The sequence below is a fragment of the Priestia sp. P1_B12_1 genome, assembly GCF_056406695.1.
The window spans coordinates 631,453-646,720 of sequence record NZ_JBFTZR010000001.1 but is presented as its reverse complement, the minus strand read 5'-3'; the positions used below and the strand labels follow the sequence as shown (position 1 = coordinate 646,720).

The 15,268-nt window shown below is 40.2% G+C and carries 14 protein-coding genes; 13 read left to right on the top strand and 1 reads right to left on the bottom strand.

Features of this window, described 5'->3' with window-relative positions; all coding sequences use genetic code 11:
• The first annotated feature begins 4 nt into the window (after nt 1-4).
• The 13 genes from lpdA (at nt 5) to AC1D0Y_RS03295 (ending at nt 15,018) form a co-directional block, all read left to right on the top strand.
• Nucleotides 5-1,426 (top strand): dihydrolipoyl dehydrogenase, encoded by a 1,422-nt coding sequence (gene lpdA, locus AC1D0Y_RS03355; protein WP_217598382.1) that lies wholly within the window; start codon nt 5-7, stop codon nt 1,424-1,426.
• A gap of 20 nt (nt 1,427-1,446) precedes the next feature.
• Nucleotides 1,447-2,439 (top strand): thiamine pyrophosphate-dependent dehydrogenase E1 component subunit alpha, encoded by a 993-nt coding sequence (locus AC1D0Y_RS03350; protein WP_102812639.1) that lies wholly within the window; start codon nt 1,447-1,449, stop codon nt 2,437-2,439.
• Nucleotides 2,440-2,451: 12 nt separating this feature from the next.
• The gene (locus AC1D0Y_RS03345; RefSeq protein ID WP_013084975.1) at nt 2,452-3,435 is read left to right on the top strand and encodes an alpha-ketoacid dehydrogenase subunit beta; all 984 of its coding nucleotides are present in this window, start codon (nt 2,452-2,454) and stop codon (nt 3,433-3,435) included.
• Between the two features lie 15 nt (nt 3,436-3,450).
• A complete protein-coding gene (locus AC1D0Y_RS03340; RefSeq protein ID WP_028410670.1) occupies nt 3,451-4,710 on the top strand; it encodes a dihydrolipoamide acetyltransferase family protein in 1,260 nt (419 codons plus the stop codon).
• A gap of 260 nt (nt 4,711-4,970) precedes the next feature.
• Nucleotides 4,971-7,007, top strand: a complete 2,037-nt coding sequence (locus AC1D0Y_RS03335) for an acyl-CoA mutase large subunit family protein (RefSeq protein ID WP_477707338.1) — start codon at nt 4,971-4,973, stop codon at nt 7,005-7,007.
• A complete protein-coding gene (gene scpA, locus AC1D0Y_RS03330) occupies nt 7,000-9,150 on the top strand; it encodes a methylmalonyl-CoA mutase (protein WP_028410672.1) in 2,151 nt (716 codons plus the stop codon). Before AC1D0Y_RS03335 ends, scpA begins: the two co-directional genes overlap by 8 nt.
• Before the next feature lie 16 nt (nt 9,151-9,166).
• Entirely contained in the window at nt 9,167-10,162 is a 996-nt protein-coding gene (meaB, locus tag AC1D0Y_RS03325; protein ID WP_060746994.1) for a methylmalonyl Co-A mutase-associated GTPase MeaB, read from the top strand.
• Between the two features lie 193 nt (nt 10,163-10,355).
• Nucleotides 10,356-10,793, top strand: a complete 438-nt coding sequence (locus AC1D0Y_RS03320) for a BrxA/BrxB family bacilliredoxin (RefSeq protein WP_221840780.1) — start codon at nt 10,356-10,358, stop codon at nt 10,791-10,793.
• Nucleotides 10,794-11,074: 281 nt separating this feature from the next.
• Nucleotides 11,075-11,878: a transporter substrate-binding domain-containing protein gene (locus AC1D0Y_RS03315; protein ID WP_026106695.1), complete on the top strand. Its 804-nt coding sequence runs from the start codon at nt 11,075-11,077 to the stop codon at nt 11,876-11,878.
• A 31-nt stretch (nt 11,879-11,909) separates the two neighbouring features.
• A complete protein-coding gene (locus tag AC1D0Y_RS03310) occupies nt 11,910-12,569 on the top strand; it encodes an amino acid ABC transporter permease (protein WP_013059114.1) in 660 nt (219 codons plus the stop codon).
• Complete coding sequence (locus AC1D0Y_RS03305) at nt 12,562-13,284, top strand: amino acid ABC transporter ATP-binding protein (RefSeq protein ID WP_477707337.1); 723 nt, start codon at nt 12,562-12,564, stop codon at nt 13,282-13,284. Before AC1D0Y_RS03310 ends, AC1D0Y_RS03305 begins: the two co-directional genes overlap by 8 nt.
• Nucleotides 13,285-13,444: 160 nt before the next feature.
• Complete coding sequence (locus tag AC1D0Y_RS03300) at nt 13,445-14,395, top strand: aromatic acid exporter family protein (protein WP_013059112.1); 951 nt, start codon at nt 13,445-13,447, stop codon at nt 14,393-14,395.
• A gap of 98 nt (nt 14,396-14,493) precedes the next feature.
• Entirely contained in the window at nt 14,494-15,018 is a 525-nt protein-coding gene (locus AC1D0Y_RS03295) for a L,D-transpeptidase (protein WP_028410676.1), read from the top strand.
• A 75-nt stretch (nt 15,019-15,093) separates the two neighbouring features.
• Here the strand turns inward: AC1D0Y_RS03295 and prli42 are convergent, their stop codons facing one another.
• Nucleotides 15,094-15,189, bottom strand: coding sequence for a stressosome-associated protein Prli42 (prli42, locus tag AC1D0Y_RS03290; RefSeq protein ID WP_149917156.1), 96 nt, complete (start codon nt 15,187-15,189; stop codon nt 15,094-15,096).
• Nucleotides 15,190-15,268 lie beyond the last annotated feature (79 nt).

Sequence of the window (15,268 nt, the reverse complement as noted above, 5' to 3'; positions counted from 1 at the left end):
CAGTGTGGCAAAAGAATATGATTTGGTCATTCTCGGCGGTGGAACCGGAGGGTACGTAGCAGCTATTCGTGCCTCTCAGTTAGGTCTATCAGTAGCGGTTGTGGAAAAAAATAAGTTAGGCGGCACATGCCTGCACGCAGGGTGTATCCCAAGCAAAGCTTTACTAAGAAGTGCAGAAGTCTATCAAACGGCTAAGAAAAGCAGTGAATTTGGCGTAGAAACGTCCAATGTACTATTGAACTATGCACGTGTACAAGAACGAAAGTCAGAAATTGTTTCACAGTTACATAACGGTGTTAAACAGCTAATGAAAAAAGGTAAAATTGACGTATATGAAGGAATTGGACGTATTTTAGGACCTTCTATTTTTTCTCCTATGCCAGGAACCATCTCCGTCGAATTAAAAAGCGGTGAAGAAAACGAAATGCTTATTCCAAAGAATGTAATTGTCGCAACCGGGTCTCGTCCTAGAACATTACCTGGTTTAACGATTGACGGAGAGAAAGTAATCACTTCAGATGAAGCATTAAAGATGGAAACACTTCCTGCTTCTATTATTATTGTGGGAGGCGGCGTCATTGGAATTGAATGGGCGTCAATGCTCACAGATTTTGATGTTGATGTAACGGTTGTGGAATACAGCGATCGAATTTTACCAACAGAAGATCAAGATATCTCCCGTGAAATGACGAAGCTTTTAAAAGCAAAAGGAGTTACCATTATTACTTCTGCTAAAGTAATGGCTGATACACTGTCTATTGATGGTCAGGTGAAAATTTCCGCTCAAGTAGGAGACGATATGCAACAATATGAAGCAGAAAAGCTGCTTGTATCTGTAGGGCGTCAAGCGAATGTCGAAGGAATTGGTCTCGAGAATACTGATATTGTAGTAGAAAACGGTGTGATTGCCACGAATGATTTTTATCAAACGAAAGAATCTCATATCTACGCAATTGGAGATGTGATTGGCGGACTGCAGCTTGCACATGTAGCTTCTCACGAAGGAATTGTAGCTGTGGAGCATTTACATGGTGACAAGCCTTTGAAGATTGATTATACAACAATCTCTAAATGCGTATATAGCAGCCCGGAGGCAGCAAGTGTAGGATTAACAGAACAAGAAGCAAAACAGCAAGGATTTCAGCTGAAGGTTGGAAAGTTTCCGTTTAAGGCCGTTGGAAAAGCTCTTGTATATGGAGAGGCAGAGGGATTTGTTAAAATTATTGCCGATGCCGACACAAATGATGTTCTTGGTGTGCATATGATTGGACCTCACGTGACGGATATGATTTCTGAAGCGGGTCTTGCAAAGGTATTGGATGCTACACCATGGGAAATTGCTCATACCATTCATCCTCATCCTAGCCTTTCAGAAGCGATGGGAGAAGCTTCATTAGCTGTAGATGGAAAAGCGATTCATTTTTGATGATTAAAGGAGGTTTAAACATGACAAAAAACCGTCATGAATCATTAGGATTAACTGATGAACAAGTACTTGAAATGTACCGCACTATGCTGCTTGCAAGAAAAATTGATGAGCGTATGTGGCTATTAAACCGTGCAGGGAAGGTGCCTTTTGTTATTTCATGTCAAGGTCAAGAAGCCGCTCAAGTTGGCGCAGCTTTTGCCTTAAACAGAGAGAATGATTACATATTACCTTATTACCGCGATCTGGGTGTTGTACTAGCATTTGGAATGACCGCGCGTGATTTAATGCTTTCTGGGTTTGCTAAAGCAGAAGATCCAAACTCAGGAGGTCGTCAAATGCCAGGTCACTTTGGGCATAAGGAAAAGCGAATTGTAACAGGATCTTCTCCAGTTACAACACAGGTGCCTCATGCAGTAGGAATCGCTTTAGCAGGACGATTGGAGAAAAAAGACTTAGTAACGTTTGTCACGTTTGGAGAAGGATCTTCTAACCAAGGAGATTTCCACGAAGGCGCGAACTTTGCAGGTGTTCATAAGCTTCCTGTTATCTTTATGTGTGAAAATAACAAGTATGCGATTTCTGTTCCGGTTGAAAAGCAGCTAGGATGCGCAAAAGTATCTGATCGTGCGATTGGATATGGTATGCCAGGCTACACAATTGATGGAAACGATGTCCTTGAAGTATACCGAGTGGTAAAAGAAGCAAGAGATCGTGCATCCAGAGGAGAAGGGCCTACTCTTATTGAAACTGTTTCAGAGCGTTTGACTGCCCATTCAAGTGATGATGATGATCGTGCATATCGCGGAGCAGAAGAATTGTCTGAAGCTAAAAAGAGCGATCCGCTTTCGTACTTTGCGACTTATTTAAAAGAGGTTAATGTGTTAACCGATGAACGAGAAAAACAAATGCTTGATGATATTATGAACATCGTTAATGATGCAACAGATTATGCTGAAAACGCTCCTTATGCAGAAGCGGAATCGGCTTTAAAATACGTGTACGGTGAGTAAGGAGGAGAACATATGCCGGTTATTTCATATATTGATGCAGTAACAATGGCCATTCGTGAAGAAATGGAAAGAGATTCCCGCGTGTTTGTATTAGGAGAAGACGTAGGGAAAAAAGGCGGCGTATTTAAAGCAACCAACGGACTGTACGAACAGTTTGGGGAAGAAAGAGTTATTGACACACCTCTTGCAGAGTCTGCTATTGCAGGCGTAGGAATCGGAGCGGCAATGTACGGCATGCGTCCGATTGCTGAAATGCAATTTGCTGATTTTATTATGCCTGCAGTCAATCAAATTGTGTCAGAAGCAGCAAAAATTCGCTATCGTTCTAATAATGATTGGAGTTGTCCAATTACAATTCGAGCTCCTTACGGCGGCGGAGTTCACGGCGCTCTTTATCATTCTCAGTCTGTTGAAGCACTGTTTGCCAATACGCCAGGGTTAAAGATTGTGATGCCTTCTACGCCTTATGACGTAAAAGGATTATTAAAAGCAGCTATTCGTGATGATGATCCAGTTCTTTTCTTTGAGCATAAGCGTGCGTACCGTTTGATTAAAGGAGAAGTCCCTGAAGATGATTATGTACTTCCGATTGGCAAAGCAGATGTAAAGAGAGAAGGAGACGACATCACGGTTATTACATATGGTCTTTGTGTACACTTTGCTCTTCAAGCTGCTGAAAAACTGGAAGCAGACGGTATTTCAGCACACATCTTAGATTTAAGAACGGTCTATCCGCTTGATAAAGAAGCTATTATAGAAGCAGCATCTAAAACAGGTAAGGTTCTGCTTTTAACGGAAGACAACAAAGAAGGCAGCATTATGAGCGAAGTAGCAGCTATTATTGCTGAACACTGCTTATTTGATTTAGATGCGCCAATTCAGCGCCTTGCTGGCCCTGATGTTCCAGCTATGCCGTATGCACCAACAATGGAAAAATATTTTATGGTGAATCCAGATAAAGTAGAAAAAGCAATGAGAGAATTAGCTCAATTTTAAAAGGAGTTGTATCAATTGGCTATTGAAAAAATTACGATGCCGCAGCTCGGTGAAAGTGTAACAGAGGGTACAATTAGCAAATGGCTCGTTTCTGTTGGAGATCACGTAAATAAGTACGACCCGTTAGCTGAAGTCATGACGGATAAAGTAAATGCTGAAGTGCCTTCTTCTTTTAGTGGAACAATTAAAGAGTTAATTGCAGGTGAAGATGATACTTTGCCTGTAGGAGAAGTGATTTGTTTAATTGAAGTAGAAGGAACTGTACCTCAAGAAGAACAGAAAACGTCTGATAAGACTGTAGAAGAATCAGCGCCAAAAACAGCGGATAGTCAATCCAATAAAAGCCGATACTCTCCAGCTGTTATGCGCCTGTCGCAAGAGCATAATATTAATTTAGATGCCGTGACAGGAACAGGAGCGGGCGGCCGCATTACGAGAAAAGATATTTTAGCTGTTATCGAAAAAGGCGGAGCTGCTGAAGTGAAAGAAACACCTGCATCAACAGTTCAGCCAGAAGCACCTGTAGCAGCAGCTGCTCCAAAAACGCAGCAGCCCGCGCCGGTTGTGTCCGCAGCAGGAGATCAAGAAATCCCTGTTACAGGCGTGCGCAAAGCTATTGCAGCAAATATGCTTCGCAGCAAGCATGAAATTCCACATGCATGGACAATGGTTGAAGTTGATGTAACGAACTTAGTTTCTTATCGTGATGCATTAAAGACGGAGTTTAAACAAAAAGAAGGTTTTAACTTAACGTATTTTGCGTTCTTCGTAAAAGCAGTGGCTCAGGCTTTAAAAGAATTCCCTCAAATGAATTCAATGTGGGCAGGGGATCGTATTGTTCAGAAAAAGGACATTAATGTATCGATTGCTGTTGCAACAGACGATGCTTTATTTGTGCCGGTTATTAAACAAGCCGATGAAAAGACAATCAAAGGCATTGCGCGTGAAATTACCGAACTCGCGCAAAAAGTTCGTACGGGTTCATTGAAGTCTGAAGACATGCAGGGCGGAACGTTTACTGTTAACAACACAGGCTCATTTGGTTCCGTGCAATCAATGGGGATTATTAATTACCCTCAAGCGGCTATTTTACAAGTAGAATCTATTGTAAAACGTCCGGTTATTATTGATAACATGATTGCTGTTCGAGATATGGTTAACTTATGTTTATCACTTGATCACCGAGTGTTAGACGGCTTGGTGTGCGGCAGATTCTTGGCAAGAGTTAAAGAGATTTTAGAATCTACGTCTAAAGAGAATACGTCCGTCTATTAAAAAAGAGGCTGGCGCAAAACTGTTTTAGCTGAAGGAAGATCCGAACGATGAATTGAGATTCTTGATAGAGAATCCCACTCGTTCGGATTTTTTTATCGTGATGGTAAATGTAGGGTAATTATGTCCCCGTCTCGTTTTATTTTGAAGCAATGATTGAACAATTTGTAAAAGATGTATTAAAATAAAAGAAGAATCATCAAACTTCAAAGTGTAATCATCTAGGTCTAGCAGGCAGCTATTAACTGTAAAGGGGCATGGAAATGAAAACAAATACATTATCATTTCATGAATTTACACGTACACCTAAAGAAGATTGGGCACAGGAAGTTAGCAAAAACACCGCGCTCCGCTCAAAAGAAACGTTAGAAAACATCTTTTTGAAACCGCTTTATTTTGAAAGTGATACGGCACATTTAGACTACTTGCAGCAGAGTCCGGCGGAAATAGATTGTTTAAGAGGAGGCGGTAAAGAATCATACATACTAGGGGAATGGGAAATCACCCAAAAAATCGACTTACCTTCTATTAAAGAAAGCAATAAACTTCTTTTACACAGTTTGAGAAATGGACAAAATACGGCCGCTTTTACGTGCAGTGAAGCAATGAGGCAAGGAAAAGACATTGATGAAGCAACTGAAGCTGAAGTAGCCTCAGGCGCTACAATTTCTACTTTAGAGGATGTTGTTCATTTGTTTCAGCATGTAGCTCTTGAAGCTGTGCCTTTATTTTTAAATACGGGATGTACATCCGTTCCACTTCTTTCGTTCTTAAAAGCATACTGTGCTGATCATAACTTTGATATGAGACAGCTGACAGGTACGGTTGGAATGGATCCGCTCGGCACCCTTGCTGAATATGGAAGAGTTCCACTTTCTACTCGAGATTTATACGATCATTTAGCTTACGCAACGCGTTTGGCTCACAGTAATGTTCCAGAGCTCAAAACGATCATTGTATCAAGTATTCCTTACCATAACAGCGGTGCAAACGCTGTTCAAGAACTAGCTTATATGCTTGCTACAGGAGTGCAGTATATTGATGAATGCATAAAACGCGGTTTGTCCTTACATCAAGTTTTACCTCATATGACCTTTTCGTTTTCAGTTAGCTCACATTTATTTATGGAAATATCAAAACTTCGTGCTTTTCGCATGCTTTGGGCAAATGTGGTTCGTGCTTTTGATGACACGGCCGTTTCAGTGCCGTTTATCCATACAGAAACGTCACATCTTACACAGTCTAAAGAAGACATGTATACAAATGCATTAAGGAGCACAGTTCAAGCATTTGCTTCTATTGTAGGAGGAGCCGATAGTCTGCATATTGAACCATATGATTCCGTTACATCTTCATCTTCTCAGTTCGCTCATCGCCTTGCCCGTAACACTCACTTAATTTTGCAGCACGAAACACATATATCAAAAGTAATGGATCCTGCCGGAGGCTCTTGGTACGTTGAAGCTTACACACATGAATTAATGACAAAAGCTTGGGAGTTATTTGGCAACATTGAAGACCACGGGGGAATGGAAGAAGCTTTAAAACAAGGGCGAATTCAAGATGAAGTTGAACAAATGAAAGTAAAAAGACAAGGGGATATAGAGTGCCGCATTGAGCGCTTGATCGGAGTCACACACTATGCTCCTAAGCAACAGGATGTATCTCAAGAGATAAAAAGCACGCCGTTTAAAAAAGAAGAAATAAAAATGCGTAAATACAGTGACCAGAACGCTTCGGAATTTTCATCAAACCTTTCGCTAGAGGACTATACAAAGCTAGCATCTAAAGGGGTAACAGCAGGGTGGATGCTAAAACAAATGGCGAAGCAGACACAGCCTGACAGTATTGTGCCGCTCACTAAGTGGAGAGCAGCAGAGAAGTTTGAAAAAATACGGGTTCATACAAAGGGGATGAGCATTGGCATTATGGAGCTCACAGATCCTAGCAGCCGTAAAAAAGCTGAGATTGCCCGGTCTTTATTTGAAAGCGCAGGCTTTGCGTGTGAAACAATTAAAAACATAGATTCCTATGTCGAGATAGCAGATTGGATGAATGAACAAGAGCACGAAGCATATGTGATCTGTGGAAGTGATGAACTCGTGCAAAAGCTCTTAACGAAAGCGATGACTTATTTTGAGGAAGATTCCGTTTATGTGTACGTAGTAGGGGAAGAACATGTATCACGCAAAACGCAGTGGCAGCAAAAAGGTGTAATGAGCGTCATACATCCTAAGACGAATGTTATTCAATGCGTTAAGAAGTTATTATGTGCTTTGGAGGTAGAAGTTCATGTATAAAAAGCCTTCTTTTTCTAATATTCCATTATCATTTTCAAAGCAGCAAAGGGAAGATGACGTGGCTCAAAGTTCATTCACTGCCTTTCAAACAAATGAACAAATTGAATTAAAATCAGTATATACAAAAAAAGACAGAGATAGCCTCGACTTTATTCACTTTGCACCTGGTGTCCCACCGTTTGTGAGAGGACCGTATGCAACGATGTATGTGAATCGGCCTTGGACGATTAGACAGTACGCAGGATACTCAACGGCGGAGGAAAGCAATGCCTTTTACCGCCGAAACCTAGCTGCTGGACAGAAAGGGCTGTCTGTTGCTTTTGACCTCGCTACCCACCGCGGCTATGACTCTGATCATCCAAGAGTTGTTGGAGATGTAGGGAAAGCAGGTGTGGCAATTGATTCAATGATGGATATGAAGCAGCTGTTTGAAGGGATTCCGCTTGATCAAATGTCTGTGTCGATGACAATGAACGGGGCGGTGCTTCCTATTTTAGCTTTCTACATCGTAACAGCTGAAGAACAAGGCGTAAAAAAAGAAAAGCTGGCTGGAACGATTCAAAATGATATTTTAAAAGAATATATGGTGCGCAATACGTATATTTATCCTCCTGAGATGTCGATGCGAATCATTGCGGATATTTTTAAATATACAGCGGAGTACATGCCGAAATTTAACAGTATTAGTATATCAGGCTATCATATGCAAGAAGCAGGTGCTCCAGCAGACTTAGAGCTTGCTTATACGCTTGCAGACGGACTTGAATATGTACGAACCGGCTTGAAAGCGGGGATTACAATTGACGCATTTGCTCCGAGGCTATCCTTTTTCTGGGCAATTGGAATGAACTATTTTATGGAAGTAGCGAAAATGAGAGCAGGAAGGCTGCTATGGGCAAAACTAATGAAGCAGTTTGAGCCGGATAATCCTAAATCTTTAGCTCTTAGAACGCATTCTCAAACGTCCGGCTGGAGCTTAACGGAGCAGGATCCATTTAATAATGTTATTAGAACATGCGTCGAAGCTCTGGCTGCAGTATCAGGACATACGCAGTCGCTTCATACAAACGCACTGGATGAGGCGATTGCTCTTCCAACTGATTTTTCAGCTAGAATTGCCCGAAATACGCAGCTTTATTTACAAAATGAAACGGAGATTTGTTCCGTTATTGATCCTTGGGGAGGCTCTTATTATGTGGAATCATTAACGAACGAATTAATGATAAAAGCGTGGAAGCACCTTGAAGAAATAGAGCAGCTCGGCGGAATGACAAAAGCAATAGAAGCAGGCGTACCTAAAATGAAGATAGAAGAAGCCGCTGCGCGCAGACAAGCAAGAATAGATTCGCAGGCAGAAATTATTGTAGGTGTGAATCAGTTTGAGCCGGAGCAAGAAGAACCGCTTGATATTCTTGATATTGATAACACAGCAGTTCGAATGAAGCAGCTGGAAAAGTTAAAGAAAATACGCAGTGAACGTAACGAACGAGCGGTAATCGAAGCGCTTAATCGACTTACCAATTGTGCCAAAACAGGTGAAGGGAATCTCCTTGCTTTTGCGGTTGAAGCTGCGAGAGCTAGAGCTACACTAGGTGAAATTTCAGAAGCTATTGAGAAAGTGGCTGGAAGACATCAGGCTACTTCTAAGTCAGTCAGCGGGGTATACAGTGCGGAGTTTGTGCATCGAGATCAAATCGAAGAAGTTCGAAAGCTCACTGCTGAATTTTTAGAGGAAGAAGGAAGGCGCCCAAGAATTTTAGTCGCAAAAATGGGGCAAGACGGTCACGACAGAGGATCGAAAGTGATTTCAACAGCCTTTGCTGACCTTGGATTTGACGTTGATATCGGTCCTTTATTTCAAACGCCTCAAGAAACAGCAAGGCAAGCTGTAGAAAACGACGTACATGTGATTGGCATAAGCTCTTTGGCAGCCGGGCATAAAACGTTACTGCCGCAGCTTGTTGAGGAATTAAAGAAATTAGAGCGCGACGATATCGTTGTTATTGTCGGAGGCGTTATTCCTAAACAAGACTACTCATTTCTTTTAGAACACGGCGCTTCTGCAATCTTTGGACCTGGAACAGTAATCCCAAAAGCGGCCGTTTCCGTTTTATATGAAATAAAGAAACGGTTAGAAGAATAGTTGGTGAAGACAATTGGTGAAATTAAAAACGGTACAAGATTATAAACAAGGGCTGCTTGAAGGAAAAAGAACAGCGTTAGCTCAAGCCATTACTTTAATTGAAAGTAAAGCGCCGAAGCATAAAGTACTAGCACAACAGCTGATTAAAGAAATCTATCCTTATACGGGGCATTCAGTGCGCATTGGTTTTACAGGCGTACCCGGAGCAGGAAAAAGTACGCTGATTGACAAATTTGGTTCGTACCTATGTAAAAATGGCCATTCCGTTGCAGTTTTGGCAGTCGATCCAAGCAGTACCTTGTCTGGAGGAAGTATTTTAGGAGATAAAACGAGAATGGAGCTTCTTACCAAACAAGAGAATGCTTTTGTCCGTCCTTCACCTTCTCAAGGAACGCTTGGAGGTGTTCATCTTAAAACGAGAGAAGCCATTTTTCTTTGTGAAGCGGCTGGGTATAACATCATATTTGTCGAAACGATGGGCGTTGGCCAAGGTGAAATGATTGTAAAAGAGATGGTAGACTTCTTTGTTCTGCTTGCTTTAACTGGAGCAGGAGATGATTTGCAAGGAATTAAAAAAGGGCTGCTTGAGTGGGTTAATTTGATTTGTGTAAATAAAGCAGACGGGGATAACCGCCTAAAAGCAGAAGTGACTGCAAAAGAATACGAAAGCATCATCGGTTTCCTTCACGGTCATTCTGGAGGATGGAACCCACAGGTCATCACAACTTCTGCTTATGAAGAAGTATCATTCCAAGACTTGTGGAAGATAATTTGTGACTATAAGGAATGGATGAATAAAAATGATCTGTTTTATACAGTAAGGCAAAAGCAAATGAAGGCATGGTTACAAGCAAGTGTTAATGAATATTTACAAGAATCATTTTATGAACATCCTTTAGTTAAGCAAACGTTAGGGGATGTTGAAAAACAAATGATGACGGGAGATGTCACGATGGCTGAAGCTCTCGAACACTTGATTAAAACCTACCGGCAGGCGATGAAGGAAATATAAAAAAGGATCCTGCATTTTATGTGGATCCTTCTACACTAGGGAGTTAAGAGTATAGTTTTCTAGCTGTAAAAATAGTATCACCATTTCTTTTCTTGTTTAATCTTGATTACCAAGAAAAAATGAGTCAAAGCAATCGCCTTTTTAGTTTTCGTTTGCTATGATAAAGAATAGATAGCAAAAGGGAGGTATGAAAATGAATATCGATTTTAACTTGTTTATGAACGACGTTGTTCGTCAAGCCCGCAAAGAAATTACAGCTGCTGGTTATACAGAATTAACGACGGCTGAAGCGGTAGATGAAACGTTTAAAAAGCCTGGTACAACGCTTGTAATGGTGAATTCAGTTTGCGGTTGTGCAGGAGGTATTGCAAGACCTGCTGCAGCGCACTCTGTACATTATGATAAACGTCCAACAAACTTGGTTACAGTATTTGCTGGGCAAGATAAAGAAGCAACTGCACGTGCACGCGAATACTTTGAAGGTTATCCGCCTTCGTCTCCATCTTTCGCTTTATTAAAAGACGGAAAAATTATCACAATGGTAGAGCGTCACGAAATTGAAGGCCACGACCCAATGTCAGTTGTGATGAAGCTGCAAGAAGCATTCGAACAGCACTGTGAAGAAGTGTAAGAGGGAAGCCGTTTTGAACGGCTTCTTTTTTTATGCGTTTTTTTACCTATCTGTATGCAGGCTTTCTAGAGAGTGGAAAATGTTAAGAAAAGGTATTTTCAAATAGTGAAACTTATATTTAAAAAAGATATTGCATATTTATAATGTTGTGTTAAAATACATTTATATGAATATATATTTAAATTTCGACATTTACTTGCAATAGCAAAAAACTTATTTCATAATATTATTAATTTTTAAAAAATAATGTAAGGAATAAACTAGGGGGAACGAAGATGAAATTGAAGAAGTGGTTATCGGTAACGGCAATTGGTCTTTTAACAGCAGGCGTTTTAGCTGCATGCGGAGCAGGAGAAGGAACGTCTAATGGCGGAGCAAGCAGCGACGACAAAGATAAAAAAGTACTAGTAATGGGAACATCAGCAGATTACCCACCATTTGAATATATTGATACGGCAAAAGGTGATAGTGAAGCAATCGGATTTGACGTAGATTTAGCAAAAACAATCGGTAAAAAGTTAGGTTATGACGTACAGGTGAAGGATATGGAATTTGGCGGATTAATTCCAGCTTTACAATCTAATAAAGTCGATTTAGTTTTAGCGGGTATGACGCCAACTGAAAAGCGTAAAAAGAACGTGGACTTCTCAGACGTATATTATGAAGCAAAAAACATGATTGTATCGAAGAAAGATGCGCCAATTAAAAATGCAGAAGAACTAAAAGGAAAAACAGTCGGTGTACAAACTTCTTCTATCCAAGCAGACGAAGCAAAAGAAATTGCAAAAGAAGTTGACGGAGTAAATGTAACAACGCGTGACCGTATTCCAGAACTAATTCAAGAAATGAAATCAAATCGTATCGATGCAGCAATTATTGAAGATACAGTAGCTAAAGGGTATGTGAACAAAGACAAAAGCTTGCAAATGTCTGATACAGGACGTCCAGATTCAAGTAAAGGATCAGCAATCGCATTTCCTAAAGACAGCAAGCTAACGAATGACTTTAACCGTGAATTAAAGAAAATGAAAGAAAACGGTGAATTAGATAAATTAATCGTTAAGTGGTTTGACGACCAAAAATAAGAATGATAGTTAGAGAGGAATGGAACTAGGCATGAATTTGGATTTTTCGCAAATCGTGCCTTCTATGCCTTATATTTTAAAAGGGATAGGGGTAACGATACAGATAGTCCTAGCTTCAGCAATTTTAGGGTTTGTGCTGGGAGTTATTTTATCTTTATGTAAAATCAGCCGCAATAAACCTCTTCAATGGTTTGCGGATGCATATACGTCCGTGTTTCGCGGAACACCGCTTGTACTGCAATTATTATTAATATACTTTGGATTACCTCAGCTGCTCGGGTTTGATATTGCCCCGTTTCCAGCGGCCGTTGCTGCGTTCGGGCTAAACTCTGCAGCATATATATCTGAAATTATTCGCGCTGGTATTTTAGCTGTTGATAAAGGACAGCGTGAAGCGGCATTAGCGTTAGGAATTCCTTATCGCCGCATGATGGGACAAATTATTTTGCCACAGGCACTTAAAAATATTTTACCTGCTTTAATGAATGAGTTCATTACATTAACAAAGGAATCAGCTATCGTTACAGTTATTGGAGCACTCGACATTATGCGCCGTGCTTACATTGTAGGTGGAGAAAAATTCGCCTACCTTGAACCGTTAATTTTTGCAGGGTTGATTTATTATGTAATGGTAATGGGCTTAACGCTCCTTGGTAAAGCAGTCGAGAGGAGAATGAGAAAAGGTGATTAACGTTGAAAATTTACACAAATCATTTGGCAATAATGAAGTTTTAAAAGGTATTTCAACTACGATTAAGGAAAAAGAAGTCGTAGCTGTTATTGGCCCTTCTGGTTCTGGTAAATCTACTTTTTTACGCTGTATGAACCTGCTTGAAGAACCGACGAGCGGAGTAGTTTCAATTAACGGTCAAGTGATTACAGATAAAAAAACAAACATTATGCGTGTGCGTGAAAACGTAGGAATGGTATTTCAGCATTTTCACTTGTTTCCACATATGACAGTGCTTGAAAATTTGACGTATGCTCCGATGACGGTAAAAGGCGTGTCAAGAGAAACGGCTGTTGCTAAAGGCAAAGAATTACTTCAAAAAGTGGGACTTGCTCAAAAAGCCAACGAGTTTCCAAGTCGCTTATCGGGCGGTCAAAAGCAGCGTGTAGCTATTGCCAGAGCACTGGCAATGGAACCGAAAGTGATGCTGTTTGACGAACCAACATCAGCATTGGATCCAGAGATGGTAAAAGAAGTACTAGATGTAATGAAGTCGCTAACAGAAACAGGAATGACGATGGTCATTGTAACGCATGAAATGGGATTTGCACGAGAAGTAGCGGATCGTGTGCTGTTTTTAGACGGCGGTGTGCTTGTTGAAGATGCGCCTCCGGCTGAATTTTTCTCAGCGCCTAAAAGCAGGCGTGCTAAAGATTTCTTAGAAAAGATTTTATAATAAAAAAAGTGCAGGAAGAGTACGATCTTTTCTGCACTTTTTTTATTGAAATTTATATGGTACAGCAAGATTTAAGGTTGTGTTATTTTTCTATTCGTGTTAATAAAGAATAGAGTATTTTATCACACTAAAAAGAAACTAACATGTAGGAGTCTAGAAAATGAAATTTAAAATTGGGTACCGGACAATTAAAACAGCCGTCGGTACATCACTGGCTATTATTATAGCTCAGTTCTTTCACCTTGAGTTTTTTGTATCAGCTGGAATTATCACCATTTTGTGCATTCAAAATTCAAAGAAAAAATCGTTGCGAAGTGCAAGCGATCGTTTTATTGCTTGTTCTTTATCCATTCTATTTTCATTTATATTCTTTGAAGGGATTGCTTATCATCCACTTGTTATAGGACTGATGCTGCTTTTGTTTATCCCGGTTACGGTTATATTCAAAGTTAATGCAGGCATTGTTACAAGCTCCGTTATTTTGCTTCATATTTACTCCAAAGGCAATATGACATGGGGAATCGTTTTTAATGAACTTGGCTTAATTGTAATTGGGATAGGTGTTGCCCTGCTTGTGAATTTATACATGCCAAGTTTAGATCAAGAGCTTCGCACGTATCAGCAAGAAATTGAAGAGAATTTCCGGTCGATGTTAAAAGAAATTGCCCTATATCTCAGAACCAATGACAGCAGTTGGGACGGTAAGGAAATTGCAGATACGGTAAAAATTTTAGAAAAAGCAAAGAGCCTTGCGTTTCGTGATGTAGAAAATCATTTTGTGCGTGGGGAAAACTATTATTACCGCTATTTTAAAATTCGTGAAAAACAGCTTGAAATTATTGAGCGAACGCTTCCTCTCATTACCGCTATTGATTTAGTGGTAGAACAGCGCTACATGATTGCCGATTTCATTGAAGAATTAAGTCTATCCATCCACCCCGGTAATACAGCAAAATTATTTTTAGCCAAACTTCAGCATTTACGAGAAGCTTTTGCAGAGATGCCGCTTCCTAAAACGCGGGAAGAGTTTGAAGCGCGTGCCGATTTACTGCACGTAGTCAAAGAAATTGAACAATATTTGGTTATTAAACAAACCTTAAAAATAAGTTAAACAGCATGCATGTTGTTTATCTTGCTTACGAACACTAAATAAGACAAGAGAGATCTCTCTTGTCTTTTACTTAGGACTAACGTAAGGTGGTGGATTACGTGCATGTGTTTGCTTTTATCCTTTTACTACTATCTCCGGTTTGGCCATTAGGAGAAAATCCGTTGCCAAATGATCCTTATATTATTATTAATAAACAAAGCAATGAGCTTGCTTATATCCAAAATAAAGAAATTAAACAAATTATTAAAGTAGCAACGGGGAAAACAGTTAATCTGACGCCCGAAGGGGAGTTCACGGTAACAGTAAAAGCTGTTAATCCTTATTATCGGAGAAGTAACATTGAAGGAGGCGCTCCTCAAAATCCTCTAGGTGTAAGATGGATTGGGTTTGATGCAAGAGAGACTGACGGACGTATTTATGGCATTCATGGTACAAATCAGCCGGGTTCCATCGGTAAATATGTATCGAATGGCTGTATTCGCGTAGAAAATCGTGAAGTAAGCCATTTATATGATCAAGTCCCGTTAGGTACAAAAGTGTGGATTGTATCTACAGATCAATCCTTTGAAGAGTTAGCCGCTCAAAAAGGCATTGTGAATATACAGCAAAAGACTGGTGACTAGTCACCAGTCTTTTTTATATGTTTGCATTGCACACAGAAACGGCAGTGCAGCTATGTTTTTAGTCATCAGTCCCGATTAAAACCACATGGCAAGTCCCGCTAAAAGCGTAGATATTAACATGACAAGAAGCATTAAAAACACAATGGTTTTTTGGATTTTCTTATTAGACATACAACCAAAGTCCTCCTACACGTTTTTTTCTTATTTTACATGTCTTCCGCTGCTTAGACAAGCAACTTTCTGTAGATAC

Coding starts and splice junctions, on each gene's coding strand:
- AC1D0Y_RS03350 (WP_102812639.1), top strand. CDS start 1,447: ATGACAAAAAACCGTCATGAATCATTAGGATTAACTGATGAACAAGTA.
- AC1D0Y_RS03345 (WP_013084975.1), top strand. CDS start 2,452: ATGCCGGTTATTTCATATATTGATGCAGTAACAATGGCCATTCGTGAA.
- AC1D0Y_RS03335 (WP_477707338.1), top strand. CDS start 4,971: ATGAAAACAAATACATTATCATTTCATGAATTTACACGTACACCTAAA.
- scpA (WP_028410672.1), top strand. CDS start 7,000: ATGTATAAAAAGCCTTCTTTTTCTAATATTCCATTATCATTTTCAAAG.
- AC1D0Y_RS03320 (WP_221840780.1), top strand. CDS start 10,356: ATGAATATCGATTTTAACTTGTTTATGAACGACGTTGTTCGTCAAGCC.
- AC1D0Y_RS03310 (WP_013059114.1), top strand. CDS start 11,910: ATGAATTTGGATTTTTCGCAAATCGTGCCTTCTATGCCTTATATTTTA.
- AC1D0Y_RS03300 (WP_013059112.1), top strand. CDS start 13,445: ATGAAATTTAAAATTGGGTACCGGACAATTAAAACAGCCGTCGGTACA.
- prli42 (WP_149917156.1), bottom strand. CDS start 15,189: ATGTCTAATAAGAAAATCCAAAAAACCATTGTGTTTTTAATGCTTCTT.